Here is a 24,896-nt window from a genome sequence, read left to right as displayed (position 1 = left end):
TAACTTTCACCTCTTCTGGGACAACTTCCCTTTTCCCGTCATGCTTGTCCATAGGGACAGGACCATCGTTGAGGTCAACAGTGCCGCCAAAGCCATGGAGTATCCCGTGGGAACCAGATGTTGCGACATGGGGGAGAAGAAGTTCCATGCCGGGTGCCGCGCGAACATGGCTCTTCGTGAGCAGGCGGGGGTGAGGGAAGTAGCGTATTACGAGCACTTGGGGCAGGTTATCGATGGCTACTGGATTCCACTATCGGGTGTCGCAGACCTCTACGTCCATTTCGGCATCGACATCACAGAACATGCGGCCGACCGGCTTTTCCCCGAGAAGTGCGGCGACACGAGAAGTGGCTGCAGTTCCTGCAGCTGCGAATAACTAATATTCGCCACCATAAAGGTCAACAGGAATGAAAGGGGGTGAATGACAATGCTACGCAAACGCTATCAGCTGCGGGCGATCGCCCACTGCAAAGAGGGGTGCCGACTCCGGTCCTGGGCATGACGTTAAACTGCCCATCATTCTGTTTGTTACGATCTGCATGAATCAGAGCAATCGTTTATATACCAAGAGATACTTCAAGGAGAATACTAATGCTTAAGACGCCAGCGTTTGCAGCCGCTTCACCCATAACTTCTCTGGCTCCGCACACCATCGAACGCCGCGAGCCCGGTTCGCACGACGTGCTGATCGACATCCTCTATTCGTCATCGACATCGCCAGCCTGAAGGCAGTGTGAAAGCTTTGTCGCGAACAATGACAGAAAGCGGCGTGGCGGCGGGATTCCTCACGCTGGTGGTGGTGATGGGGATCGGCCGGTTCCTCTACACGCCGCTTCTGCCGCTCATGCTGACGGAGTACGGGCTCCGGACCGAGCAGGCGGGGTTTCTGGCATCGCTCAATTATGTGGGGTACCTGGCCGGGGCTTTTGCCGCCGGTCCCCTCTGCCACCGGTTCCGGGAGTTCCGGGTGCTGGTGGCGGGACTTCTCATCTCCTGCCTCACCACCGCTGCCACCGGCCTCTCCACGGATTTCGTCTGGGTTACGGCGGCCCGGCTCCTCGCCGGCATTGCCAGCGCCCTTGCCTTTGTCGCGGTTTCCGGGCTGGTGCTTCTCATCGTTGCCCGCGACGGAAGGGAAAACCTGACGGGCCTTTACTACGGCGGGGTCGGCGGCGGCATCGTCCTCACCGGCCTCGCCGCTCTGCCGACAGCCAGGATCTGGGGCGCCGGCGGCACCTGGATCCTCTTCGGAGCGGTGGGTGCTACCCTCTCCGGCGTGGTGCTTCTCCTGCTGCAAAGACATGACGAGCCCCGGCACTCCGCAGCCACGCCCAGGGCGACACTTCCCTGGCATCCCCGCTTTGCCCGGCTGGTCATTGCCTACGGCCTGGAAGGGTTCGGCTACATCATCACCGGCACCTTCATGGTGGCCGCGGCCAACGCAACCGTGGGGCCGACGGGGGCGCATCTGGCCTGGGTGGTGGCGGGATGTGCGGCGCTCCCCTCCGCCTTCCTCTGGTCCACGGCCGCCCGCAGATGGGGGCGCCTGAAACCGCTTGTCGTCGCCTTTTTTCTCCAGGGGGCCGGGATCATACTCCCTGCGGCCCTAAACGGGGCAGCGGCGCTGTTCGCCGGAGCGCTTTTGTTCGGCGCCACCTTCATGGGAATCGTCACCCTGGCCCTGTCCGAGGGGGCGTCTTATGCGCCAACAGCGCGGGCGCGGATCGTCGGGCTGATGACCGGAATCTACGGCATCGGCCAGATCGTCGGCCCCGCCCTGGCGGGTTACTTTTCCGCTCGCACCGGCACCTACCACATAGCCATCTTCATCGCCTCCGCCACTGTGGCGGCAGCAGGGGGGCTCCTGATTCCCGATGCCTTCGCCCATGAACAGGCGCGTGAAAGGAGATAGTCATGCCGTACGTCAATATCAGAATCACGAAAGAGGGGGCGACCGCCGAGCAAAAGGCGGAGCTCATCAAGGGGGCCACCGACCTCCTGGTGAGGGTGCTCAACAAGAACCCGGCCACCACGGTGGTGGTCATCGACGAGGTCGACACGGACAACTGGGGCATCGGCGGCGAGACGGTCACCGTGCTGAGGCGGCGCTGAACCCGGGCCGCAAACGGTTAGGAAAATTACGGATATCGGATTGGAGGAGAACACTATGCAGCAACGCAAACTGGGCCGGGAGGGACTCGTCGTCTCCGCCCAAGGGCTGGGGTGCATGGGGATGTCGGACTTTTACGGGGAGCGGGACGAGCGGGAGGCCGTTGCCACCATCCACCGGGCCCTGGATCTGGGGGTCAATTTCTTGGACACCTCGGACATGTACGGCCCCTTCACCAACGAGGAACTGATCAGCAGGGCGATCAAGGGGAGGCGCAACCAGGTGGTCATCGCCACCAAGTTCGGCATCGTCAGGAGCAACCAACCGGCACCGAACGGCGGCTGGGCCCCCATAACCGGCGTGAGCGGCCGCCCCGAATACGTCCGCTGCGCCTGTGACGCATCCCTGAAGCGCCTCGGCGTGGACTACATCGATCTCTACTACCAGCATCGGGTCGACACTGAGGTCCCGATCGAGGAGACGGTCGGCGCCATGGCCGAGCTGGTGTGGGCCGGGAAGGTCCGTTTTCTGGGGCTGTCCGAGGCGGCGCCGCCGACCATCCGCCGGGCCCACAAGGTTCACCCGGTCAGCGCCCTGCAGACGGAATACTCCCTCTGGAGCCGGGAGCCGGAAGACGAGATCCTGCCGACCTTGCGGGAACTGGGGATCGGCTTCGTCCCCTACAGTCCCCTTGGCCGGGGCTTCCTCACCGGCCAACTGAAGAGCTACGAGGACTTCCCCCCGGACGATTACCGCCGCAACTCCCCCCGCTTCCAGGGGGAGAACTTTGCCAAGAACCTGCAACTGGTGGCGAAGGTCGTGGACCTGGCCGCCCGCAAGGGGGTTACGGCCGGACAGTTGGCCCTGGCCTGGGTGCTGGCCCAGGGGGACGACATCGTTCCCATTCCCGGCACCAAGCGGATAAAGTACCTGGAGGAGAACGTCCGGGCCGCTGACATTGCGCTCACCCCGGAGGAGCTGGCCGCAATCGCCGCCATCATACCGCGGGGCGCGGTGGCCGGTGACCGGTACCCGGCCCACATGATCAAGATGGTGAACCGCTAAGAAAGAATATCGAGAGGAGGGAGAGATGGATAAGGGAACGCGATTCAAGGCACTGGTGGTGGAAAAGATGGCCGAGAGGGAGTTTGCGCGGGAGATCCGGGAGCGGAGCATCGAGGAGTTGCCGCCGGGGGACCTGCTGGTTCGGGTCCACTACTCCTCCCTCAACTACAAGGATGCCCTCTCGGCTACGGGGCACCCGGGGGTGACGCGGCAGTTCCCCCACACCCCGGGGATCGACGCGGCCGGAGAGGTGGTCTCCTGCGGGAGCGGCGCCTTCGCGCCGGGAGACAAGGTGATCGTCACCGGGTACGACCTGGGGATGGAGACCGACGGCGGCTGGGGGGGGTACATCCGCATCCCCTCCGCCTGGGCCGTGCGGCTCCCTGCGGGGCTCACCCTGCGGGAGAGCATGGCGCTCGGCACCGCCGGGTTCACGGCGGCCCTCTCGGTCTTGAAGCTGGAGCGGGCCGGGGTGAAGCCCGCTCACGGCGAAGTGCTCGTCACCGGCGCCACCGGTGGGGTGGGGAGCATCGCGGTCTCGATCCTCGCCGCAGCGGGATACCGGGTGGTGACAGCCACCGGAAAGGGCGCCGAGGCAACCTTCCTGCGCGACCTGGGGGCCGCGGAGGTCATCCCCCGCGCCCAGGTGACAGAAGGCGCCGAGCGTCCGATGATGAAAGAGCGCTGGGCGGGGGTGGTGGATGTTGTCGGGGGGGAGACCCTGGCCGCTGCCGTGAAGAGCACCCGCTACGGTGGGGCGGTCACCTGCTGCGGCCTGGTCGGCTCGGCCGACCTGGCCATGAACGTCTACCCCTTCATCCTCAGGGGGGTTAGCCTCATCGGCATAGATTCGGTCAACTGTCCCGTCGATGCACGCCTGCAGGTCTGGGAAAAACTGGCGGGAGATTGGCGGCCGGAGCACCTGCCGGACCTTGCGAAGGAGGTCTCGCTGGAAAACCTGGAGGAAAAGATACAGGCCATCCTACACGGCGGAATTCGGGGACGGGTCATCGTGAAACTTTCATGACAGAACGAAGGCATGGACCTGGCTCGGTCGTGCGCCTACGAAGTGGAGTTATGGGGCTACAGTTTCTCCACGGCTGACCAGAAAGAGGGGATGAGCGCTTTTCTTGAAAAGAGGCCGCCTGTTTTTCAAGACCGCTGAAACAGAGGGACGCCACGCATGGAAGAGAACTTTTTTCAGGCCCTGGCAGGAGCTGCAGTCTCTTGAACATTGATAACTGAAAGAGCAGGAATTTAGCAAATGGCCAACATCATACTGCTTGTGGTCTGTCTTATGGCGGGCGTCGGGCTTAGAAAAAATGGGCGTTTTCCCTCGGCAACTCCGGCTGCGCTGAATGGATTCATCATCCATATCTCGCTGCCTGCTTTGTCGATCCTGCATATTCATAACCTGAAACTTGACCCGGCTCTGGTGCTGACCGCAGGGATGGCCTGGCTCCTCTTCGGCGGAGCCTGGGCGGTATTCTGGGGCGCCGGAAAAGTTTTCAACATCGGCATGGATACGGTGGGTGCCCTGATTCTGGTGGCGGGACTCGGTAACACCTCATTCGTCGGGTTGCCCATGATTGAGGCATACTTCGGTAAAGAGTACCTGGGAATAGGGATCGTGGCTGACCAACTGGGGTCGTTTATGGTCCTTTCGACATTGGGGATTTTCGTGGCAACGTACTATTCATCCGGCTCCGTTTCCCCCCGACAGATGGCGCGCAAGATACTGCTGTTCCCCCCCTTTCAGGCCCTTATTCTTGCGCTTGTGCTCAAACCGGTGCCTTTCCCCGGCTGGGCGGTCACGGTACTGGAAAAACTCGGCAGCACTCTTACCCCCCTGGCCCTCGTCTCAGTTGGTTTCCAGCTCCAGTTCGGCGCTATGAGAACAGAGTTGCGGACATTGAGTGTGGGGCTGGCCTACAAACTGCTCGTGGGCCCGGCACTCATTACTCTGCTGTATGTCGCCCTCCTGGGGGCAACAGGGACTGTCGTTCAGGTCACCCTGTTTGAAGCTGCCATGGCGCCGATGATCACGGCGGGCATCATCGCCATCGACCATGACCTGAACCCCCGGCTGGTTGGCATGCTGGTTGGTCTAGGCATCCCTCTGTCCTTTGTGACCCTCCATTTCTGGCACATGTTCCTCAAGGGGATATGACAGGTTGAAGGAGATATTAAGGAGCTGCTATATCGCGAGTAAGAGTGATGCGGAGTTGCAGGAACTGAAAGACCTGCGTACCAACGACCTCTATGTCGGCTTGGAGAGCGGCTGTGGGGAAGTCGTACAGGCAATCAGCAAGGGCTCAAAGCCATCCTGCGGGAGGAAATCCGGGGCGGGGACAGGTTTTCTCTTTGAAGGCATGGCGGCCTTCATAACGTCCGGGCCGCAGTTTGAAGCGGTCAAGAAGCGGTTTCCCTGGGCCAGGGCGGCACTGGAAATAACCGTTGTCTCCGCCACGCAGACCCTTTGAAAGTTCTGGGGAAACGACGGTAAAGGCAGTCATTAACAGCATGCACAATCAAACTTGGAGGATGTAAATGAAGATAGTCAGTCTGCTGGGAAGCCCTCGAACAAAGGGAAACAGCGCGACCATTGCCAACCGTTTCACCGAAACCGCCGCAAAGCTCGGTGCCCAGATCCGCACCTTCGAGCTGAATCGGCTCTCGTACCGCGGCTGCCAGGGGTGCTACGCCTGCAAGAAGGGCCTTGACCACTGCGTGCTTAAGGATGATCTGGCCGAGGTGCTCGCGGCCGTGCAGGGGGCGGACGTGGTGCTACTCGCCTCGCCGGTCTATTACGGAGACGTCACGGCCCAACTGAAGGGGTTCATCGACCGGTGCTACTCGTATCTCAAGCCCGATTACCTCACGAACCCAGAGCCGAGCCGACTGGAGCCAAAGAAGCTCGTCTTCGTCCTCACCCAGGGAAACCCTGACGAAGGGCTCTTTGCCGACATCTTCCCCCGGTACGACGGCTTCCTGCGCTGGATGGGGTTCACCGATACCAGCATGATCCGCATCTGCGGCATCGGACCCGCCAGCGTGGACGAGGTACCCGAAAAGATACTGCAGCAGACAGAAGAGGCGGCGAAGGCGCTCATGGCCTGACCGCTGCCCCACCTCTTCCGTGGGAAAGCAAATTGACAAAGAGCCATTACCAACATTTGAGAGGTCATGATGTTCAAGCGAATTGATCATGTGGAAATCATCCCTTGCGATTTTGACAAGGCAATGGCCTTCTACACGGAGGTCCTCGGCTTTACGGTCAGGCAGCGGATGGCGGTGGACGCCCAGCCGCTCGAAGAGATTGCCTACCTTGCCCTTGGCGACACGGTCCTGGAGCTGATGCGCGTGAAGGATGCGGCTTCCGCACAACGACAACCGTGGCAGACCGGCTACCGGATGATGGCAATCGAGATCGAAGATATGGACCAGGCAGTGACATATCTTGCCGGGAAGGGAGTGCCTGTTACCTGGGGACCGGTGACCATGGGAACAACGAAGAGGGCCGAAATACACGATCTGGATGGAAATCCGATTGAGCTTAGACAGTGGTAGATATCAAGGAGAAAGTCATGAAAAAATCCCTGGGGGCCAAGACCCTGCTCTTTCCGACCCCGGTCCTGTTGGTCGGAACCTACGATCGGGAGGGGAAGACCATCCCCTTCGCCGTCATCAGCTTTTTCGACATGTTCCTGGTGACCATGGTGGGGGTCCTCTGGTTCCACATCCCGATCAAGGGGACAGTTCCCCTCCTTGTCCTCTCCACGGCGATCTACCTCCTGTCGGTGCTCGGCGTGGGGCTCTTCATCTCCACCATCTCCAGGACCCAGCAGCAGGCGCTCATGGCGACCTTCCTCTTCTACATCCCGGCGGTCCTCCTCTCGGGGTTCATGTTCCCCATCGAGAACATGCCGGTGGTGATCCAGTACGGCACCTACCTGAACCCGCTCCGCTATTTCCTCGTCATCATCCGGGGGATATTTCTGAAAGGGAACGGGATCGCCGTTCTCTGGCCGCAGATGGCCGCTCTCTTCGCGCTGGGGGTGGCTGTCATGACAACCAGCTCCCTGCGTTTTCGCAAGCGCATCGGGTGATTGGCTGTTGCCCTGCCTAAAAAGCGGCGAATTGCCGCTCAACGGCTTTGGCATCGGCCGCAAGCCCCTGGCAGACCCCCTTGGACATCTCATCGGGGTAGATTTCCTCACAATCGGCGATGATGCCTGCAATCACCTCCTGCGCCACCCCCGCCGGTGTCGCCATCGGCATCTCCAATCCCTCTGTCATCCTCGTCGCCACCGGCCCCGGATAAACGCCAATCACCCGGGTGCCCTGTCCGGCCAACACCCCCCGCATCCCCTGGGTTACGGAGTGCAGCGCCGCCTTCGAGGCGCTGTAGGTCCCGACCGACGGCATGTTGACCATGGCGAGGATCGAAACAATATTGACGATGCAGCCACCGCCATTGGCGCCGAGCAGCGGCGCAAACGCCGTGCACATTGAAAGGTTGCCGAAATAGTTGACGTCCATTTCCGTCCGGGCCGCCAACGGGGTGCCGAGGAGGCCGCCTTGATTTGCGCCCGCGTTGTTTACCAGGATCGTCACATCTCCATGCGCTGCGGCAGCCGCCTCGATGCTTGAGGGATCGGTTATGTCGAGTTCCACCGGCTGAACTCGCTGGTCGGCAAGCATTCCCGCCAGCGTCTCCGCTTTCCGTGCGCAGGCGTACACCTTTTTCGCCCCTGCATCCAAAAAGGCGCGGACCAAGGCGCTGCCGATCCCCCCGTTTGCTCCCGTTACCATGACAATCTGTTCCTTCAGTTCCATGTACGTTCCTTTCTGTCCAATTACAGATTTGCGTTCACCTTGCGAAGAAGCGCGAGCAGATTTTTCCTCTCTTCAACCGACAAAAGACTACCGGCGTCCTCATTCATTCGTGCGGCAACCGGCACTACCTTGTCACGCAACCGCCGTCCCTCCTCGGTCAAAAAGACCAGAAAACCGCGGCGATCTTCCGGATTGGCCTCCCGCCGTACCAGCCCCTTCTCGACGAGACGGTCAATAATGCGCCCCGTTGTCGGCTGGTCCTTGAAGGTACTCTCCGCAATCTGTTTTTGCGGCAGCCCATCCGCCTCCGCAAGGCGAGTCAGAACCGACCACTGCTCCGGCGTTATGTCGAAGCTCTTGAGGCGCCGGGCCATCTCCGCCCTGAGCTTGAGGGCCGTCCGATACACCGTGAAACCGATTGACTCTTCGAGGTTGAAATCCATCCCGAGCTCCTTTTGATTGTCGTAATTATATTAAGTCAGACAACTAATTGTCAAGTGACCTCTTGCGAGAGTCTTGAGGAATATGGCGCAGAAATTTGATTATTGTGGGGGTATACTATTCGATGGTCGCGGGAGTGGTGGGATAACCGGGGAAAGGTAGTTTTTCGAGGGGAGTGGGGATTGGGAACGAGAGCCGTTTTACATGCAGAATTTGTAGAGGAAGGTTGACACACCCCTGCACGTGCGGCCTGAATGGCGAAGACGCCAGCGGCTGCAGCGGTATGCCCCGTGAGATCTATCTGTACCGCAGTCTCGACCGGAAGGGGGGGAGGGGCGGGGCCGGCTGCCACAGGCGGATCCCCGACCCTCTCCGCGTATTACCAGGTCTGGGTGGCGGACTCGATGGTGACGGCCAGGGTGGCCCGCAACCATTCGAATTTTGCCTTCAGAAGATCAAAGTCCGGACCGGATGTCACGAAGGCCGCCGTCCCCTTGATCAGGAACCCGGCTCCCGGTCCGTGCAGCCCCTTCACCTTGCTGCTCCCCGCGGTGATGAGGACCTGGGGGTTGTGGGCGATGTTCGCCTCGGTCCGATGCATGTAGCCGGCCGGGATGAGCAGCCGCCCCTCGGGTGAGAACCTGATGTAGCTGTTCCAGGTGTTGACCATGTGCGGCCCGTCCTGTCCCAGGGTTGCAATGGCAACCACCCCGTCCTGTTTCAGTATTTCCAGCAGTTTTTCCGGAATCATCGTGACGACCTCCTGTTGGGTGTGATATGTCTCCGCCGGATACCGGTGCCGGCGCCACCATTGATCAGCGCCGTTTTCCCGGGATACACGGCGGTAGTCTCTCTTTGCGGATGCCTCAAATTCCCTCGAGCGGGCTGCCGCTCTTCGGCCGGAGTCGCCCATGTTTACCCTGAACAGCACCGATCCTCTCCCATTATACCGCCAACTCTACGACCAGATCAGAGGGCGTATCCTCTCGGGAAGGCTGCCGGCTGGATCCAGGCTTCCATCGGTGAGGGAGCTGGCCGCCGAACTTTCAGCCAGCCGCAATACGGTGGAAGGGGCCTATCAGGAGCTCGCCGCGGAAGGGTACATCTACGGCAAGCCGCGCAGCGGCTATATCGTGTCGGACCTTGACCACTCCGCCGCACCGGTCTCCCTGTCCCATAAGCCCCGGAGACCGGAGCGGTTTCCTGCCCCTCCGCCGCACTACGCGTACGACTTTCATCCGGCCCGCCTCGATCCGGCGAGCTTCCCCGTGGCGCTCTGGCGAAGATGTTTCACCGACAGCCTGCGCGAGAGTTCCCGGGACCTTTCCCACTATGGCGATTCCCAGGGAGAATGGAGGCTGCGTCACAGCATCCAGCGCTATCTGGAACGCTCCCGCGGCGTGATCTGCGACCCCGGCCAGATCGTCATCTGCGCCGGGCTGCAGCAGAGCCTCGACATTGTTGCCCATCTGCTGAAGGGGAGCCATGCCGCGGTGGCGGTGGAGAATCCCGGCTACCACCTGCCGCGGGCCGTTTTTCGTAACCACGGGCTGGAAATTGTCCCGGTCCCGGTGGGGACACACGGCCTTGACCTGGATACCCTTGCGGCCAGCAGCGGCACCATTGCCTACGTCACCCCCTCGCACCAGCTCCCGCTGGGGTGCGTGATGCCCATTGCCAATCGGCTCAAGCTGCTCGAGTGGGCAGAGAAGGGCGGCAGGCTGATCATCGAGGACGATTACGACAGCGAACTGCGCTACCACGGCACCCCTATCCCCTCGCTGCAGGGGCTGCGACCCCACGGCGCCATCGTCTACGCCGGAACGTTCTCCAAGATCCTCTCGCCGGCGCTGCGGGTGAGCTATCTGGTGCTCCCCCCTCCGCTGCTCGCCCCGTACCACCGGCTGTTCCGGGACTATTTCGGCACGGTCTCGCTGCTGGAACAGAGAACCCTGGCGAAATTCATGGAAGAGGGGCACTGGGAGCGGCACGTCCGGCGGATGCGCACGGTCTGCAAAAAGAAGCACGATGCGCTGCTTCGGGCGGTCGAGCGCCATTTCGGTCCCCGGGCCGTCGTTGCCGGCCAGGGAGCCGGGCTCCACATGGTGCTGCAACTGCCCGGCACGGCCCGCGGAGAGGCGGAGATCATCGAAGCGGCCCGGCGCAAGGGGATTCGACTGCTGCCGTTTTCCGACTTCTTTGTCAGGGGCACCCCCGATGCCACGACGGTCCTCCTCGGTTTCGGCGGGATGGTCCCTGACGAAATCGAGGAAGGGATTGCGCTCCTCTCCCCCCTTTGCTTCTGACTGAAGCATAGACCATGATTGTCCCCGTTGACAGGTGCAGTTTTAAATATGTTGGTGGGGGCAGATGGTCTCAACCGTCAGGCAACCGCCAGAGTGTATGCAGTATCCGCTAGAAGGTTAGTATTTATAATGAGTTAGGCACACTTTTTTTAGCTTGACTAAATATTTCTGCTTAAGTAGAATCCGGTTCTAATTTTACCCCTTCGCCGATCTGGTCCGGCCCCATCGGGCAGCCGATACCACACTGGTCTACGGCACGAGAAGGGCTTTTTTTGAAGCCTTATCTGTAAACACCAAAAACAAACAGGAGGTAACAGATGTCTGAGTACGGCACCCTGCAAGACCGCGTACGCTGCAAGTCGCTTCTGAACAAGGTCATGACGGCCGAGGAGACGATCCAGTTCTTCAAGCCCGGCATGAACCTCGGCTGGTCCGGCTTCACCCCCGCCGGTTATCCCAAGGCAGTTCCCATCGCCCTGGCAGATCACGTCGAGAAGAACAGCCTGCAGGGGAAGATGAAGTTCAATCTCTTCATCGGCGCCTCCGTCGGTGCCGAGACCGAAGACCGCTGGGCCACCCTTGACATGATCGACCGTCGCTGGCCGTACCAGACCGGCAAGAACATCGCCGCCGGCATCAACGAAGGGCGGATCCGGATGGGCGACAAGCACCTCTCCCTCTTCGCCCAGGATCTCGGCTACGGCTTCTACACCAAGGACAGCGAGAGCGGCAAACTCGACCTCGCCATTATCGAAGTCTCGGCCATCACCGAGGACGGCGGCCTGGTCCCCACCACCTCCTGCGGCGTCATCCCCGAGATCCTCATGGTCTGCGACCGGATCATCGTCGAGGTGAACACCGGCGAGCCCTCCTTCGAGGGGATGCACGACATCGTCGTCTGCAACCACCCGCCGAAGCGTCAGATCCTCGGCATCACCCATGCCGGTGAGCGGATCGGCACCACCTACGTGCCGTGTGATCCGAGCAAGATCATCGCCGTGGTCGAGTCCAAGTACCGCGACAAGGGGCGGGCCTTCTCCGAGCAGGACGACACCTCCGAGGCCATCGCCAACAACATCATCGACTTCTTCAGCCACGAAGTGAAGATGGGGCGTCTGCCGAAGAACCTCCTCCCGCTCCAGTCGGGTGTCGGCTCCATCGCCAACGCCGTCATCGGCGGCCTGGCCAAGGGACCCTTCTCCAACCTGACCGTCTATACCGAGGTTCTCCAGGACACCATGCTCGACCTCTTCGACTCGGGCAAGCTGGATGCCGCCTCCTCCTGCTCCCTCTCCCTCTCCGAGACGCCGGGCTTCCCCCGCTTCTTCGAGAACTGGAACAAGTACTTCGACAAGATCACCCTCCGCCCCCTCTCCATCTCCAACGCGCCGGAGCCGATCCGCCGCCTCGGGTGCATCGCCATGAACACCCCGGTGGAGATCGATATCTACGCCCACGCCAACTCCACCCTGGTCGGCGGGACCCGGATGATCAACGGCCTCGGCGGTTCCGGCGACTTCCTCCGCAACGGCTTCCTGAAGATCATGCACACCCCGTCGAGCCGGCCTTCGAAGACCGATCCGAACGGTATCTCCTGCGTGGTGCCGCACTGCTCCCACATCGACCACACCGAGCACGACCTGGACTGCGTGGTCACCGAGCAGGGTCTGGCCGACCTCCGGGGTCTGGCGCCGAAGGAGCGCGCCAAGCGGATCATCGAGAAGTGCGCCCACCCGGAGTACAAGCCGATCCTCGGCGAGTACCTGGAGATCGCCTCCAAGGACTGCCTTGCCAAGAAGATTGGTCACGAACCGCAGCTGTGGGACCGCGCCTTCAAGATGCACCTCAACCTGGCGCAGAATGGCACCATGAAGATCAAGAACTGGGACGTGAAAATCGACCTCTGCGAGTAAGATCGCTCCCCGTTTCGAGCATGAAAAAAGCCCCGCCGGCAAACCGGCGGGGCTTTTTTCATGGCTGATTCCCGGACCGGCGTGACACGCCCGGCCCGGGAGAGGGGATTTTCGCTGAGCGCCCCGGTGAACGTTACCGGTCGAACTGGGACTTCCGGGGGGGCTTGCCGGCACCCGAACCGGCAGGTTTCGACCCCTGCCACGGGGCGCGGGGGGAGGAGTTGCCCCGGCTGGTGTGGGCGTTGTCGCGCCGGGGACCGCGGGGCGGGAAACCCTTGCCGCCGCGCTTCTGGCCCGGCGCACCCCCTCTCCCCTTGCCGAGGCGCACCAAGGGCCGGACCGGCTCAAGACCCGGAATGGCGTGCTCCGGCAACTGCTGGCCGATGTAGCGCTCGATCCGGTCGAGGTAGTTCAGTTCGTTGAGGGAGGCGAAGGAGATGGCGATTCCCGACGCCCCGGCACGGCCGGTGCGGCCGATGCGGTGGACGTAATCCTCGGCGAACTTCGGCAGGTCGAAGTTGATGACGTGGCTGATGCCGGAGACGTCGAGCCCCCGGGCCGCCACGTCGGTCGCCACCAGCAGCCGGATCCGTCCCTGCTTCATGGCGGTGATGGTCCGGTTGCGGGCCCCCTGCGGCATGTCTCCGTGGAGGGCGGCGGCGGCATGGCCCTGGGCCTTGAGTTCTCCGGCGAGATTCTCGGCGTCGCGCTTCGTGGCGGAGAAGATGATGGCGCGCCGCAGTTCGCCGTCGGCAACCAGGTGGCGGAGCAGCCGGTTCTTGTGGCCGAGGTCGTCAGCCACGTGGAGACGCTGCTCGATATGGTCGTGGGTGGTCTTGGGGCCGATGATTTCGATCCGCTCGGGGGCGTTCAGGAGCTCTTCGGCCAGGCGGGCCGTGGCCTTGTCCATGGTGGCCGTGAAGAGGAGGGTCTGGCGGCTGGTGGGGGTGGCGGCGGCGATCCGGTTCACGTCTTCACTGAATCCCATGTCGAGCATTCGGTCCGCTTCGTCGAGGACGAGGATGTCGAGGCGCGAGAGGTCGAGCTTTCTCCGTTCCAGGAGGTCGACGAGCCGGCCGGGGGTCGCCACGAGGAGGTCTACCGGTCCGGAGAGGAGGCGGAGCTGATCGCGGTACGGCATCCCGCCGAGGATGGAGCCGCTTCTGATCCGCATGAACTTACCGTAGGTGCGGACCGCGTCGGTGACCTGGGTCGCCAGTTCGCGGGTCGGCGTGAGGACCAGGACCCGTGGGCCGCGCCCCGGCGTCGTGGCGGGGGTTCCCAGGCGCTGCAGGGCGGGAAGGACGAAGGCCGCGGTCTTGCCGGTGCCGGTCTTGGCGGTGGCCATGAGGTCAACCCCGGCGAGCGCCTTCGGGATCGCCTCGGCCTGGATCGGGGTCGGCTCGGTGTAGCCGCAGGCGGCAATGGCCTTGAGGATGGGGGGAGCGAGCTGCAGTTCGGTAAACGTCATTCAATGGTTCCTTGTCGATTTCCGCACGACAGTCGGCGCCCCGGGGCACTGCGGGCGTGCAACGCACCACGCCACGCCGCGCGTACCCGGTCAGGGGCGTCGGAGAGCTGTCGCTGGAAACGATGGTTAGAGGTGGACGTGCGCGCCGCAGGGCATCCCTATGCCCTGGAAAAGGACGGCAGCGGCACAATACTGACTGGCGTGGAACATCGTCGCCAACCGGTCGTGCTGCTGCGCTGTCGAGCGTGTCGAATGCAGGGGGGTTAGTGAGCGATGAAGGGCTGAGGGCGGGAGACTACGGAAGTACGGCTGTGATGCGGTTTCCGCCTGAGCGTTGATCAGTCAACCACTGACTCTACGGGATAATAGATGAAATGACAAGGATTTATTTTCGAGCCTTGGGGTGCGCCTTGTCGTAGACCTCCATGAGCCGGTCGATGCCGACATGGGTGTACTTCTGGGTGGTGGAGAGGGAGGCGTGGCCGAGGAGCTCCTGGATGGCCCGCAGGTCCGCCCCCCCTTCGAGCATGTGGGTGGCGAAGGTGTGGCGCAGGGTGTGGGGTGAGATCCGACGCATGGTGGCGAGCCGGAGGATATGGTTGTCCACCACCCGCCGGACGCTTCGGGAGGTGAGGCGCCCCCCCCGGGCGTTCAGGAAGAGGGGGGCATCCACGGGAGGGTGGCTCCGAGCGGCGAGGTAGGCGTCGAGCGCCTGTCGGGCGTGGCTTCCCACCGGCACGACCCGTTCCTTCCCCCCCTTGCCGAGGACCCGCACGGTGGCGTCGGCAAGGTCGAGCCCGCCGACGTCGAGGCCGGTCAGCTCCGAGACCCGCAGGCCGCAGGAGTAGAGGGTCTCCAGGATCGCCCGGTCCCGCAGGCTCAGGAGGTCGGGGGCCCGGGGGGCCTCCACGAGGGCGGTCACTTCGTCGATGGCGAGGTGGTAGGGGACCTTCTTCTCCTTTTTCGGGGTGCTGACCAGTTCCGCCGGATTCCGGGCGATGCCGCCGGTGCGGAGGAGGTATTTGAAAAGCGCGCGGACCGCGGCCAGCTTCCGGCCGATGGAGCTCTTCTGGTGGGTCCGGTGGAGCTGGGCGAGCCAGCGCCGGATGAGGATGTGGGTGACGTCGCCGGGCCCGGCACCCGCCCCCAGCTCCTGGACGACAAACTGCCGGAACTGGCCCAGATCCGAGCGGTACCCCTCCTGCGTGTGGGGCGAGGCGTTGCGCTCGGTTTCGAGATAGCGGAGAAACGAGGCGATGGCGGTTTCCATGGCGGCATCCTTTCGCCACGCCATCATAGCAGATAAATAGTGTAAACCGAACAGCCGGTTGTGTCGGGGCGCAATTCGAGATATTCTTCCCCCATCGGCGCCGCTTTTGACCCAGATCAAGGCAGGGGGATGGCGGCGGAGACTATGCTGGGTAAAAAACCGGAGAGGAGCGGGAATCGTGAAGAAGCGGGTGGTCATCATCGGGATGGGGTTCGGCGGCATCAGGACGGCACGGGAGCTGGCGGGGAAGGGCTTTGACGTCACCCTCGTCGACCGGAACAACTACCACCTCTTCCAGCCTCTCCTCTACCAGGTGGCAACGGCGGGGCTCGAGCAGGAGTCCATCGCCTACCCGGTGCGTGCCATGGCCCGCGGATGGGCCGGCACCCGTTTCCACCTCGCCGAGGTGACCGGGATCGATTTTGATGCCCGGGAGGTCCGGACCAACAACGGCACCATCCCCTACGACTATCTCGTGGTCGGTGCCGGAAGCGTCACCAACTACTTCGGCCTCGAGTCGGTGGAGCGGCACGCCTTCGACCTGAAGGAGCTCGTCGACGGCGAACGGCTCCGCAACCATGTCCTCACCGCCTTCGAGCGGGCCGTGGTCGAGCCCGACCCGGCCAAGCGCCGGGCCCTCATGACCTTCGTCATCGTCGGGGGCGGTCCCACCGGCGTCGAGTTTGCCGGCGCCCTCATCGAGCTGGTCCGTTTCGTCCTCGCCAAGGACTACCCCGAGCTGAGCGTCCAGACGGCGCGGGTCGTCCTGGTGGAGGCGTTCGACCGGCTCCTGGCCGCCATGGAGCCCCCGCTGCAGGTCTACACCCTGGAGAAGCTCCGGAGCATGGGGGTGGAGGTGCTCCTCAACGCCCGGGTGGTGGATGCCGGACCGGAGCGGGTGGTCCTCCACGACGGCGCCGTCATCCCGGCCCACACCCTCTTCTGGTCGGCGGGGGTGAAGGCGGCCCCCCTTGCCGCGGCCCTCGGCGCCGCACCCCGGCCGGGGGGAAGAATTCCCGTGGAACCCGATCTGACGCTCCCCGGGCATCCCGAGGTCCTGGTCATCGGCGACATGGCGTATCTCGAGCAGGATGGCGCCCCTCTCCCGATGGTGGCCCCGGTGGCGATGCAGATGGGAATCTACGCGGGGAGCTCGATCCTGGCCCGGGAGCGCGGCGGGAGCCTGCCGCCGTTTCGCTACCGCGACAAGGGGAGCATGGCAACCATCGGCCGGAGCGCCGCGGTGGCCAGCGCCTTCGGGATGAAATTCCGGGGGTACGCGGCCTGGGTGATCTGGCTCCTCCTCCACCTCTACTACCTGATCGGCTTCCGCAACCGGATCGTCGTCATGCTGAACTGGATCTGGTACTACTGGTTCCATGAGCGGCAGGTGCGGCTCATCACCGAGCGCGAACGGGCGGGAGGGCAATGAACGTAGTTGTCGTGGAGAAGGCCGAAAGCTACCGCCCGGAGGTGGTCGGGCCGGCCATTCGGCGCCTGCTGGATCCCCTTGGGGGGATGGGGGCCTTCGTCCGTCCCGGCGAGCGGGTCCTTCTCAAGCCGAACATGCTTGCCGCCAAGGAGCCCGAGCGGGCGGTGACCACCCACCCGGCGGTGCTCCGGGAGGTGATCGGGCTGGTGCGGGAGGCGGGCGCGGTGCCGCTGGTGGGGGATTCCCCCGGCGTCGGCGGCATCCGGCGGGTGGCGGAGAAGAGTGGCCTGCTGGCGGTCATCGAGGAGACCGGTGCCGAGCTCGTCCCCTTCGACGAAACCGTCACGGTGCGGGGGGAGGGGATGTTCCGGGAGTTCGCCATCGCGCGCCCCTACCTGGAGGCGGACCGGCTCATCAACCTCCCGAAGCTCAAGACCCACGAGATGATGACCATGACCTGCGCCGTGAAAAACCTCTTCGGTGCGGTGGTGGGGGCTGCCAAGGCGGGGTGGCACCTGAAGGCCGGGGCCGACCGGGAGCTCTTCGCCCGGATGCTCCTGGAGATCTACCTTCTGCGTACCCCCGATCTCACCATTGTCGACGGCATCCTCGCCATGGAGGGGAACGGTCCGGGAAGTGGCGATCCGCACCACGCGGGACTCCTTCTGGCCGGCGCCAATGCGGTGGCGGTGGATGTCATTGCCGCCGAGCTTGCCGGCATCCCGAAGAAGCTCCTCTGGGTGGAGCGGGCCGCGGAGCGGCTCGGCCTCGACGGCTGGGACCGGACCACCATCGAGACCCGGGGGGTGGCCGTGGAGGAGGCGACGCTCCCCCCCTTCCGGCTGCCGCACCTCTCCGATGTCCAGTTCGGCCTGCCGCGCTGCATCAAGAACCGGCTCCGCCACTACCTCACCTCCCGTCCCTGTGAAATCCCCGGCGCCTGCAAACTCTGCGGCATCTGCCGCGACGCCTGCCCCCCTCGGGCCATCGCCATCCGCGACGGCCGGCTCCATTTCGACTACCACGCCTGCATCCGCTGTTTCTGCTGCCGCGAGCTCTGCCCCGAGGGGGCGCTGGACGTGCGGGAGGGGGCGCTGATGGGTATCGTCAAGAGATTTGTATGACAATTATTTAATCTTTTCGCGCGGTTGACTTTCCGGGGGGCGAGCATTACCATATATCTATCCGGACCCGCTCGAGCGGGAAGAAACGCTGCGAAAGGAGACCCAGGCCATGTGGACCACCATTTATATGCTTCGCCCGGTGACCCGTTGCAAGGAGGGTTGCCGACGCGAGCCCGCCGCTTGACGGTGGCGGGCTGAACCGACGAGCCCCCTGGTTTCACGACCAGGGGGCTTTTTCATGTCAACGCGGTTGAGTCCTGCCTCGTTTTCGATTATACAAGCGAAGTGGCTATTCTCCTCGCCGAGGTTCCAGAATGAAGAAATTCCTCATCCCTGCCGTCGCCGTGCTCGTGGTGGCGGGCGTCGCCGCCTATTTCACCCTGAACAAGAAGCCGGAGACGGTGTACAAGACCGCCAAGGTCGAGCGGGGGGACATCGTCTCCGCCGTCTCCGCCACCGGCAACCTCGCCGCCGTGGTGACGGTGCAGGTCGGCACCCAGGTTTCCGGCACCATCCAGAAGCTCTTCGTGGACTACAACTCGTCGGTGAAGAAGGGGGAGGTCATCGCCCAGATCGATCCCGCCCTCTTCTCGGCCCAGGTGGAACAGACCCGGGGGAACTACCTGAACGCCCAGGCCACCCTCCAGAAGGCGAAGGCCGATCTTGCCGATGCCCGGCGCAGCATGGAGCGCAACCGCCAGCTCCTGAAGGACGGCGTCGTTTCCCAGGGCGATTTCGATACCGCCGATAACCGGTACCAGATGGCGCTGGCCACCGTGAAGGCGTCCGAGGGGAGCGTGTCCCAGACCCGCGGCTCCTTCAGCCAGGCCGAGACCAACCTCCGCTACGCCACCATCCGCTCCCCGGTGGACGGCATCGTCGTCTCTCGCAACGTGGACGTGGGGCAGACCGTGGCCGCCTCGTTCCAGACCCCGACCCTCTTCACCATCGCCCAGGACCTGACCCGCATGGAGATCGACACCAGCGTGGACGAGGCCGACATCAGCCGGGTGAAGGTCGGCCAGGCGGTCACCTTCACTGTGGACGCCTACCCCGAAAACCGCTTTGCCGGCACCGTCAGGCAGGTCCGCAACGCCCCGGTCGTCACCCAGAACGTCGTCACCTACGTGGTGGTGATTGACGTGGACAACGGGGACCTGAAGCTCAAGCCGGGGATGACCGCCAACGTCAGCATCGAGACGGCCCGCAAGGAGAACGTCCTGAAGCTCCCCGCCGCTGCCCTCCGCTTCCGGCCGAAGAAGGGGAAGGACGGCAAGGAGGCGAAGGAGGCTAAGGGGCCGCAGGCCGGTCCGGAGCAGCACCGCAAGAAGAAAGAGGGGGGGCAGCAGGTCTACGTGCTGGGGGCGGAGAACAAGCCGGTGGCGGTGGCGGTGAAGACCGGCATCGGCAATGACGGCCAGGTGGAGCTCGTTTCCGGCCCCCTCAAGGAAAACGATGAGGTGATCGTCGAGCAGGCGACGTCGTCGGAGAAAAAGTCGGGCGGCATGGGCGGCCCCATGGGGCCGAGGTTCTAGATGGGCGAGGTGGTCAGGATCACGGACGTCACCAAGGTCTACACCATGGGGGATCAGCGGGTGGAGGCCCTGAAGGGGGTCTCTTTCACCGTGGGAGAGGGGGAGTTCGTCGCCATCATGGGGGCGTCGGGAAGCGGCAAGTCCACCTGCATGAACATGCTCGGCTGCCTCGATGTCCCCACCGGCGGCCAGTACCTGCTGGACGGGGTGAATGTCGGCCAGCTCTCCCCCAACGAGCTGGCCGAGATCCGCAACCGCAAGATCGGCTTCGTCTTCCAGGGGTTCAACCTCCTGGCCCGGACCATGGCGCGGGAGAACGTGGAGCTGCCGCTGGTTTACGCCCGGGTGCCGGCGTCGGTCCGTCGGGAGCGGGCCCTGGCGGCCCTGGAGCGGGTGGGGCTCGCCGGGCGGGCCGACCACTACTCGAACCAGCTCTCCGGCGGCCAGCAGCAGCGGGTGGCCATTGCCCGGGCCCTGGTGAACGAGCCGGCCATCATCATGGCCGACGAGCCGACCGGCAACCTCGATTCCCGGACCACCGTCGAGATCATGGCGATCTTCCAGGAGTTGAACCGCCAGGGGATCACGATCATCATGGTGACCCACGAGCCGGACGTGGCCGCCTTCACCGGGCGGCACATCATCTTCCGCGACGGCACCATCATCGCCGATACGCCGAACGCCTCCCCCGCCGTGGCGGCACCGGTCTCCGGGGAGGCACCATGACAACGCTCTGGCAAAGCCTGCTGATCGCCATGCGGGCCCTGCGGGTGAACAAGATGCGGGCGCTCCTGACCATGCTCGGCATCATCATCGGCATCGCCGCCGTCATCGCCATGGTCGCCATCGGTTCGGGGGCGAGCAAGATGATCTCCGACCAGATCTCCAGCATCGGGAGCAACCTCCTCCTGGTCATTCCCGGCTCCACCACCAGCGGGGGGCTGCGCACCGGCGCCGGCGGCACACCGACCCTCACCTACGACGACGCCCGCGCCATCAAGGCGGAGTGCCCGTCGGTGGGGGATGTGGCCCCCACGGTGCGGGGATCGGCCCAGATCGTCTACGGCAACCAGAACTGGTCCACCATCGTCATGGGATGCACGCCGGAGATGCTCACCGTCCGGGACTGGCCCCTGACGGCCGGCAGAAACATCTCTCCGTCCGATGTGGACGGGGCGACCAAAAACTGCCTCATCGGCCAGACCGTGGCCGACAGCCTCTTCGGCGACGCCGATCCCATCGGCAAGATCATCCGGATCAAGAAGATCCCCTTCACCGTCATCGGACTCCTCGGGAAGAAGGGGCAGTCCCCCCAGGGGACCGACCAGGACGACGTGATCTTCATCCCGCTCCGCACCGCCCAGCGCAAGCTCTTCGGCAGCCAGTTCCCCAATACGGTGAGCGCCATGATGATCCAGGCCAAGAGCGCCGACGTCCTGAAAAAGGCCGAGGAGGAGGTGACCGCGCTCCTGGACCAGCGGCATCGGATCGGCCCGAGCCGGGAGCGGGACTTCACGGTGCGCAACCTCTCGGAGATCCTGGCGGTCTCCGAGCAGTCCTCCAAGGTCATGTCGATCCTCCTGGGGGCGGTGGCTTCCATCTCCCTCATCGTGGGGGGGATCGGCATCATGAACATCATGCTGGTGTCGGTGACGGAGCGGACCCGGGAGATCGGGATCCGGATGGCCATCGGCGCCAAGCAGCGGGACATCCTGCTGCAGTTCCTCACCGAGGCGGTGCTCCTCACCACCTGCGGCGGGGTGGTCGGCATGCTCCTCGGGGTGGCGGGGGCCACGGCGATCTCGAAGCTGATGCAGTGGCCGACCCTGATCTCCACCCAGGCGATCGTCATCGCCTTTGCCTTCTCCGCCGGGGTCGGCGTCTTCTTCGGCTTCTATCCTGCCCGTAAGGCGGCCAACCTGAACCCCATCGACGCGCTGCGGTACGAGTGATCCTGTAGCCTGAGACCGGCAGATGGACGGGGTCTGCTCCGCTCAGAACACTCCACGGTGCAAAAAAGGGGAACGGCCCGCTGGCCATTCCCCTTTTTCATCTCTCCCGCACCGATCATCCGGTGCCGCTACTCCGGTTTCGGATTTTCCCCCGCCGGCTTCTTCTTCCGGGGGCGGCTCCGGCGTTTCTTCGCGTCACCTTCGGCGCCCGCGTCTTTCTTCTCCCCTTCCGGATGCCTCTTTCCGTGATGGATCGGTCCCTTGGCCCGGGCCTCGTGGTGCTTGGCCTTCGGCTTCACCCGCTTGAAGTCGTGGACGAAGAGATCATCCTCGGCCCACTCCACCGGGATCTTGTCCTTGATGTACTCGTGGATCGCCTCCAGGTGGAAGGCGCCGTCCTCGTCGGCCATGGAGATCGCCTTCCCCTCGGCGCCGGCCCGGGCGGTGCGGCCGATGCGGTGGACGTAGTCCTCGGCGTCCTGGGGGAGGTCGTAGTTGATGACGTGGGAGACCCCGTCGATGTGGAGCCCCCGGGAGGCGACGTCGGTGGCGATCATGATCGGGAGCGTGCCGCTCTTGAAGTCCTCCAGGATCCGCAGCCGCTTGCGCTGCTCCACGTCGCCGGAGATGACCCGGCAGGGGAAGTCGTTGGCATTCAGCCGCTCGTCCAGGAATTCTGCTTCGCGCTTGGTGTTGACGAAGATCATGGTCCGTGCCATCCCCTCCTTGCGCAGAAGGCCGAGGAGGAGCGGGAACTTCTCCTTGCGCCCCACGTGGTAGAGGACCTGCTCCACCCGTTCGGCGGTCATCTGCTCGGGGGTGACCGCCACCTTCTCGGGGACGTTCATGAACTCGTAGGCAAGCTCCATCACCCGCTGGTTGAGGGTGGCGGAGAACATGAGGTTCTGGCGCTTGTCGTAGGGGGGGAGGCGCCGGAGGATGAAGCGGAGGTCGGCGATGAAGCCCATGTCGAACATCCGGTCCGCCTCGTCGATGACGAGGACCTCGATCTCCTTGAGGGAGTAGACCTTCTGCTTCAGGTAGTCGATGAGCCGCCCCGGGGTGCCGACCACCACGTCGGCCCCTTCCTTGAGGGCGTTGCGCTGCTTCATGTAGTCGACCCCGCCGTAGATCGCCTGGATGGAGAGGCCGCAGTGGGCGCCGAGCACCTGGGCGTCCTTCTCGATCTGGACCACCAGCTCCCGGGTGGGGGCGAGGATCAGGGCCCGGGGATGGCGGCTCTCTCCCTGCTTTTCGTTCGCCAGCAGCTTGGTGAAGAGGGAGATGAGGAAGGCGGCGGTCTTGCCGGTGCCGGTCTGGGCCTGGCCGGCCACATCGCGCCCCGCGAGGGAGAGGGGGAGGGTCTTTTCCTGGATCGGGGTGCAGTCGGCAAACCCCGCATCGACGACCCCGCGGAGGACCGGTTCGGGGAGGTTCAAGTCACTGAATTTCATCTGGTGTTCCTTTTTTACGTTATTTCAATCGGATAGCTATAGCACAGCAGGGACTAAATGGCAAGAAAAGCGCTTCCGCGTTTTGGCCGTTTTATGCTATGGTACGCGGACTTTCACACCATCGGGAACCCGTCCATGCAGCGAATGATCGAGATTCAATCCCCATTTTTCCTCAACCCCGACGACCTGGCCGCGCCGGTCGACTGGTACGCCCTCTTCGACAACGCCAATCCGCTCGCCCTGGAGATCGGCTGCGGCATCGGCGATTTTATCGCCAAGACCGCCGCCGACCGCCCCGACCTGAACTACATCGCCATCGATTTCTACAACAAGGGGTGTTACAAGACCTGCCGCCGGATCGAGAAGCACGGCCTCGCCAACGTCCGGGTCGTCCGGGACGAGGCGCGGAAGTTCGTCGCCGAGCGGATTCCCCCCGGATCCCTCGCGGCGGTTCACATCAATTGCCCCGATCCGTGGCCCAAGAAGCGGCACCGCAAGCGCCGGCTCGTGAACGCGGAGTTCGCCGGCTTCATCCGCCACTACCTGGCGCCGGGGGGGGATTTCTACTTCGCCACCGACTTCGACGACTACGGGCTCGACGTGGCGGAATTCATGACGGGGGTGCCGGGGTATGAGAACATGCTCGCCCCCGACCGCTACCGCCACGAACTGGCGGGGTACCACCTCTCCAAGTACATGCAGAAGTTCATGGCCGAGGGGAAGCGGATCTACTTCGTCCACTACCGCAAGACGAGCGAGGGGTAAGGCGTGAGGAACGATGAGCCGACGAGCCGTTATCTGACCGCCGGCCTTCCCGGCACCGGCGGAAGCATCAAGGAGAGCGCCGAAGACTTCATGGTGGAGGAGCTTCCGCTTTATCTGCCGTGCGGGGAGGGGGGGCACACCTACGCCCTCATCGAGAAGCGCGGCATCACCACTCTGGAGGCGATCCGGCGGCTGGCACGGGCTTTGAAAGTACCGGAGCGGGAGGTCGGCTACGCCGGGATGAAAGACAGCCGCGGGGTGACCCGCCAGACCGTGTCGCTGCCCCGGGTGGCGCCGGAGGAGGTCCGGGCCCTGGAGCTTCCCGGCATCGCGGTCCTCTCGGCGGAGCGCCACCGCAACAAGCTCCGGCTCGGCCATCTGGCGGGGAACCGCTTCCTGATCCGGGTGCGGGGAGTGGTGCCGGAGGCCCTTTCCCGGGCCGGGGAGATCCTGGCCGTGCTCACGCGGCGCGGGGTGCCGAACCGCTTCGGGGAGCAGCGCTACGGCGTGCAGGGGAACAGCCATCTCATCGGCCGGGCCATGCTCGCCGGCGACTGGCGGGGGGCAGTGGACCTCCTGATCGGCGACCCGACGAAGGTGGAAGGGGAGGGGTGGCGGGGGGCCATCGATGCGTACCGCCGGGGGGAGATCGAGGAGAGCATCCGCCTCTTCCCGGGGCACTGCCGGACCGAGCGGGAGGTGCTCCAACGCCTGGCGAAGCGCCCCGGCGATTTCGAGCGGGCCTTCCAGTCGGTCCATCCCCGCCTCAAGAAGCTCTACCTCTCGGCCTGCCAGTCCCACCTCTTCGACCAGGTGGTGGCGGCCCGGATCGACTCCCTCGACACGGTCCTGGCGGGGGATCTCGCCTGGAAGCACGAAAACGGCGCCTGTTTCCTCGTGGAGGATGCCGCCGTGGAGGCCCCCCGGGCGGCGCGGTTCGAAATCTCTCCCACCGGCCCGATCTTCGGCTGCCGGATGACCCCCGCCAGCGAGGAGGTGGGGGAGCGGGAAGGGGCGCTCCTTGCCGCCGCAGGGCTTACCCCCGCCAGCTTCGACCTTCCGGGCGGGCTGCGGATGGAGGGGGAGCGCCGTCCCCTGCGGGTGCCGGTGGGCGACCCGCGGACGGAAGTCGATGCCGACGGGCTCGTCCTGGAGTTCTCGCTGCCGAAGGGGAGCTACGCTACGGCGGTGCTGCGGGAGATCATGAAGCCGGAATGAG

At 64.0% G+C, this 24,896-nt stretch carries 25 protein-coding genes; 19 read left to right on the top strand and 6 right to left on the bottom strand.

Annotated elements, in window-relative coordinates:
* The first annotated feature begins 40 nt into the window (after positions 1 to 40).
* From GPICK_RS14010 to GPICK_RS13965, 10 genes are all read left to right on the top strand, one after another.
* Positions 41 to 376 (top strand): hypothetical protein, encoded by a 336-nt coding sequence (locus tag GPICK_RS14010; protein ID WP_236685575.1) that lies wholly within the window; start codon positions 41 to 43, stop codon positions 374 to 376.
* A 378-nt stretch (positions 377 to 754) separates the two neighbouring features.
* On the top strand, positions 755 to 1,912 hold the full coding sequence (locus GPICK_RS14005) for a YbfB/YjiJ family MFS transporter (protein ID WP_039744200.1): 1,158 nt from the start codon (positions 755 to 757) through the stop codon (positions 1,910 to 1,912).
* Between the two features lie 2 nt (positions 1,913 to 1,914).
* Positions 1,915 to 2,112, top strand: coding sequence for a 2-hydroxymuconate tautomerase family protein (locus GPICK_RS14000; protein ID WP_039744199.1), 198 nt, complete (start codon positions 1,915 to 1,917; stop codon positions 2,110 to 2,112).
* A 55-nt stretch (positions 2,113 to 2,167) separates the two neighbouring features.
* Positions 2,168 to 3,175, top strand: coding sequence for an aldo/keto reductase (locus tag GPICK_RS13995; protein WP_039744198.1), 1,008 nt, complete (start codon positions 2,168 to 2,170; stop codon positions 3,173 to 3,175).
* Between the two features lie 25 nt (positions 3,176 to 3,200).
* On the top strand, positions 3,201 to 4,202 hold the full coding sequence (locus tag GPICK_RS13990; protein ID WP_039744197.1) for a YhdH/YhfP family quinone oxidoreductase: 1,002 nt from the start codon (positions 3,201 to 3,203) through the stop codon (positions 4,200 to 4,202).
* 237 nt (positions 4,203 to 4,439) lie between these two features.
* Positions 4,440 to 5,345 (top strand): AEC family transporter, encoded by a 906-nt coding sequence (locus GPICK_RS13985; protein ID WP_039744196.1) that lies wholly within the window; start codon positions 4,440 to 4,442, stop codon positions 5,343 to 5,345.
* 4 nt (positions 5,346 to 5,349) lie between these two features.
* Positions 5,350 to 5,658, top strand: coding sequence for a hypothetical protein (locus GPICK_RS17640; protein ID WP_052263447.1), 309 nt, complete (start codon positions 5,350 to 5,352; stop codon positions 5,656 to 5,658).
* A gap of 67 nt (positions 5,659 to 5,725) precedes the next feature.
* Positions 5,726 to 6,295 (top strand): flavodoxin family protein, encoded by a 570-nt coding sequence (locus tag GPICK_RS13975; RefSeq protein WP_039744194.1) that lies wholly within the window; start codon positions 5,726 to 5,728, stop codon positions 6,293 to 6,295.
* A gap of 66 nt (positions 6,296 to 6,361) precedes the next feature.
* Positions 6,362 to 6,745, top strand: coding sequence for a VOC family protein (locus tag GPICK_RS13970; RefSeq protein WP_330217051.1), 384 nt, complete (start codon positions 6,362 to 6,364; stop codon positions 6,743 to 6,745).
* A gap of 17 nt (positions 6,746 to 6,762) precedes the next feature.
* A complete protein-coding gene (locus GPICK_RS13965) occupies positions 6,763 to 7,284 on the top strand; it encodes an ABC transporter permease (RefSeq protein ID WP_236685573.1) in 522 nt (173 codons plus the stop codon).
* A 16-nt stretch (positions 7,285 to 7,300) separates the two neighbouring features.
* Here the strand turns inward: GPICK_RS13965 and GPICK_RS13960 are convergent, their stop codons facing one another.
* The 3 genes from GPICK_RS13960 to GPICK_RS13950 all read right to left on the bottom strand — a co-directional run bounded on the left by GPICK_RS13960 (position 7,301) and on the right by GPICK_RS13950 (position 9,206).
* Positions 7,301 to 8,014 (bottom strand): SDR family oxidoreductase, encoded by a 714-nt coding sequence (locus GPICK_RS13960; protein WP_039744191.1) that lies wholly within the window; start codon positions 8,012 to 8,014, stop codon positions 7,301 to 7,303.
* A gap of 20 nt (positions 8,015 to 8,034) precedes the next feature.
* Entirely contained in the window at positions 8,035 to 8,457 is a 423-nt protein-coding gene (locus GPICK_RS13955) for a MarR family winged helix-turn-helix transcriptional regulator (protein WP_039744188.1), read from the bottom strand.
* A gap of 377 nt (positions 8,458 to 8,834) precedes the next feature.
* Positions 8,835 to 9,206 (bottom strand): pyridoxamine 5'-phosphate oxidase family protein, encoded by a 372-nt coding sequence (locus GPICK_RS13950; RefSeq protein WP_039744186.1) that lies wholly within the window; start codon positions 9,204 to 9,206, stop codon positions 8,835 to 8,837.
* 160 nt (positions 9,207 to 9,366) lie between these two features.
* On the opposite strand from GPICK_RS13950, the gene pdxR reads away from it, so the two are divergent.
* Both pdxR and GPICK_RS13940 read left to right on the top strand, forming a co-directional pair.
* Positions 9,367 to 10,761 (top strand): MocR-like pyridoxine biosynthesis transcription factor PdxR, encoded by a 1,395-nt coding sequence (pdxR, locus tag GPICK_RS13945; protein WP_039744184.1) that lies wholly within the window; start codon positions 9,367 to 9,369, stop codon positions 10,759 to 10,761.
* A gap of 317 nt (positions 10,762 to 11,078) precedes the next feature.
* A complete protein-coding gene (locus tag GPICK_RS13940; protein ID WP_039744182.1) occupies positions 11,079 to 12,674 on the top strand; it encodes an acetyl-CoA hydrolase/transferase C-terminal domain-containing protein in 1,596 nt (531 codons plus the stop codon).
* 133 nt (positions 12,675 to 12,807) lie between these two features.
* Here GPICK_RS13940 and GPICK_RS13935 read toward each other — a convergent pair whose 3' ends face one another.
* Positions 12,808 to 14,145 (bottom strand): DEAD/DEAH box helicase, encoded by a 1,338-nt coding sequence (locus tag GPICK_RS13935; protein ID WP_039744180.1) that lies wholly within the window; start codon positions 14,143 to 14,145, stop codon positions 12,808 to 12,810.
* 385 nt (positions 14,146 to 14,530) lie between these two features.
* Positions 14,531 to 15,415, bottom strand: a complete 885-nt coding sequence (gene xerC / locus GPICK_RS13930) for a tyrosine recombinase XerC (protein WP_039744178.1) — start codon at positions 15,413 to 15,415, stop codon at positions 14,531 to 14,533.
* A gap of 175 nt (positions 15,416 to 15,590) precedes the next feature.
* Here xerC and GPICK_RS13925 point away from each other — a divergent pair, with 175 nt between their 5' ends.
* The 5 genes from GPICK_RS13925 to GPICK_RS13905 all read left to right on the top strand — a co-directional run bounded on the left by GPICK_RS13925 (position 15,591) and on the right by GPICK_RS13905 (position 21,458).
* Positions 15,591 to 16,847, top strand: a complete 1,257-nt coding sequence (locus GPICK_RS13925) for an NAD(P)/FAD-dependent oxidoreductase (RefSeq protein ID WP_084201498.1) — start codon at positions 15,591 to 15,593, stop codon at positions 16,845 to 16,847.
* Positions 16,844 to 17,971 carry a DUF362 domain-containing protein gene (locus GPICK_RS13920; protein WP_039744176.1) on the top strand — a complete coding sequence of 376 codons (1,128 nt, stop codon included), beginning with the start codon at positions 16,844 to 16,846 and terminating at the stop codon, positions 17,969 to 17,971. The genes GPICK_RS13925 and GPICK_RS13920 overlap by 4 nt, the downstream gene beginning before the upstream one ends.
* Before the next feature lie 314 nt (positions 17,972 to 18,285).
* Complete coding sequence (locus tag GPICK_RS13915; RefSeq protein WP_039744174.1) at positions 18,286 to 19,506, top strand: efflux RND transporter periplasmic adaptor subunit; 1,221 nt, start codon at positions 18,286 to 18,288, stop codon at positions 19,504 to 19,506.
* A complete protein-coding gene (locus tag GPICK_RS13910) occupies positions 19,507 to 20,232 on the top strand; it encodes an ABC transporter ATP-binding protein (protein ID WP_039744172.1) in 726 nt (241 codons plus the stop codon).
* Positions 20,229 to 21,458 (top strand): ABC transporter permease, encoded by a 1,230-nt coding sequence (locus GPICK_RS13905; protein ID WP_039744170.1) that lies wholly within the window; start codon positions 20,229 to 20,231, stop codon positions 21,456 to 21,458. The genes GPICK_RS13910 and GPICK_RS13905 overlap by 4 nt, the downstream gene beginning before the upstream one ends.
* 128 nt (positions 21,459 to 21,586) lie before the next feature.
* Here GPICK_RS13905 and GPICK_RS13900 read toward each other — a convergent pair whose 3' ends face one another.
* Positions 21,587 to 22,912, bottom strand: coding sequence for a DEAD/DEAH box helicase (locus GPICK_RS13900; RefSeq protein ID WP_039744168.1), 1,326 nt, complete (start codon positions 22,910 to 22,912; stop codon positions 21,587 to 21,589).
* 135 nt (positions 22,913 to 23,047) lie between these two features.
* On the opposite strand from GPICK_RS13900, the gene trmB reads away from it, so the two are divergent.
* Together trmB and truD are read left to right on the top strand one after the other, a co-directional pair.
* Positions 23,048 to 23,677: a tRNA (guanosine(46)-N7)-methyltransferase TrmB gene (gene trmB, locus GPICK_RS13895; protein ID WP_039744167.1), complete on the top strand. Its 630-nt coding sequence runs from the start codon at positions 23,048 to 23,050 to the stop codon at positions 23,675 to 23,677.
* A 3-nt stretch (positions 23,678 to 23,680) separates the two neighbouring features.
* Entirely contained in the window at positions 23,681 to 24,895 is a 1,215-nt protein-coding gene (gene truD / locus GPICK_RS13890; protein WP_039744166.1) for a tRNA pseudouridine(13) synthase TruD, read from the top strand.
* The last annotated feature ends 1 nt before the right edge of the window (position 24,896 follow it).

The organism is Geobacter pickeringii (assembly GCF_000817955.1).
Classification (GTDB): domain Bacteria; phylum Desulfobacterota; class Desulfuromonadia; order Geobacterales; family Geobacteraceae; genus Geobacter; species Geobacter pickeringii.
Note: the sequence above shows the minus strand (reverse complement) of the source record. Positions and strands in the feature narration are given on the sequence as shown.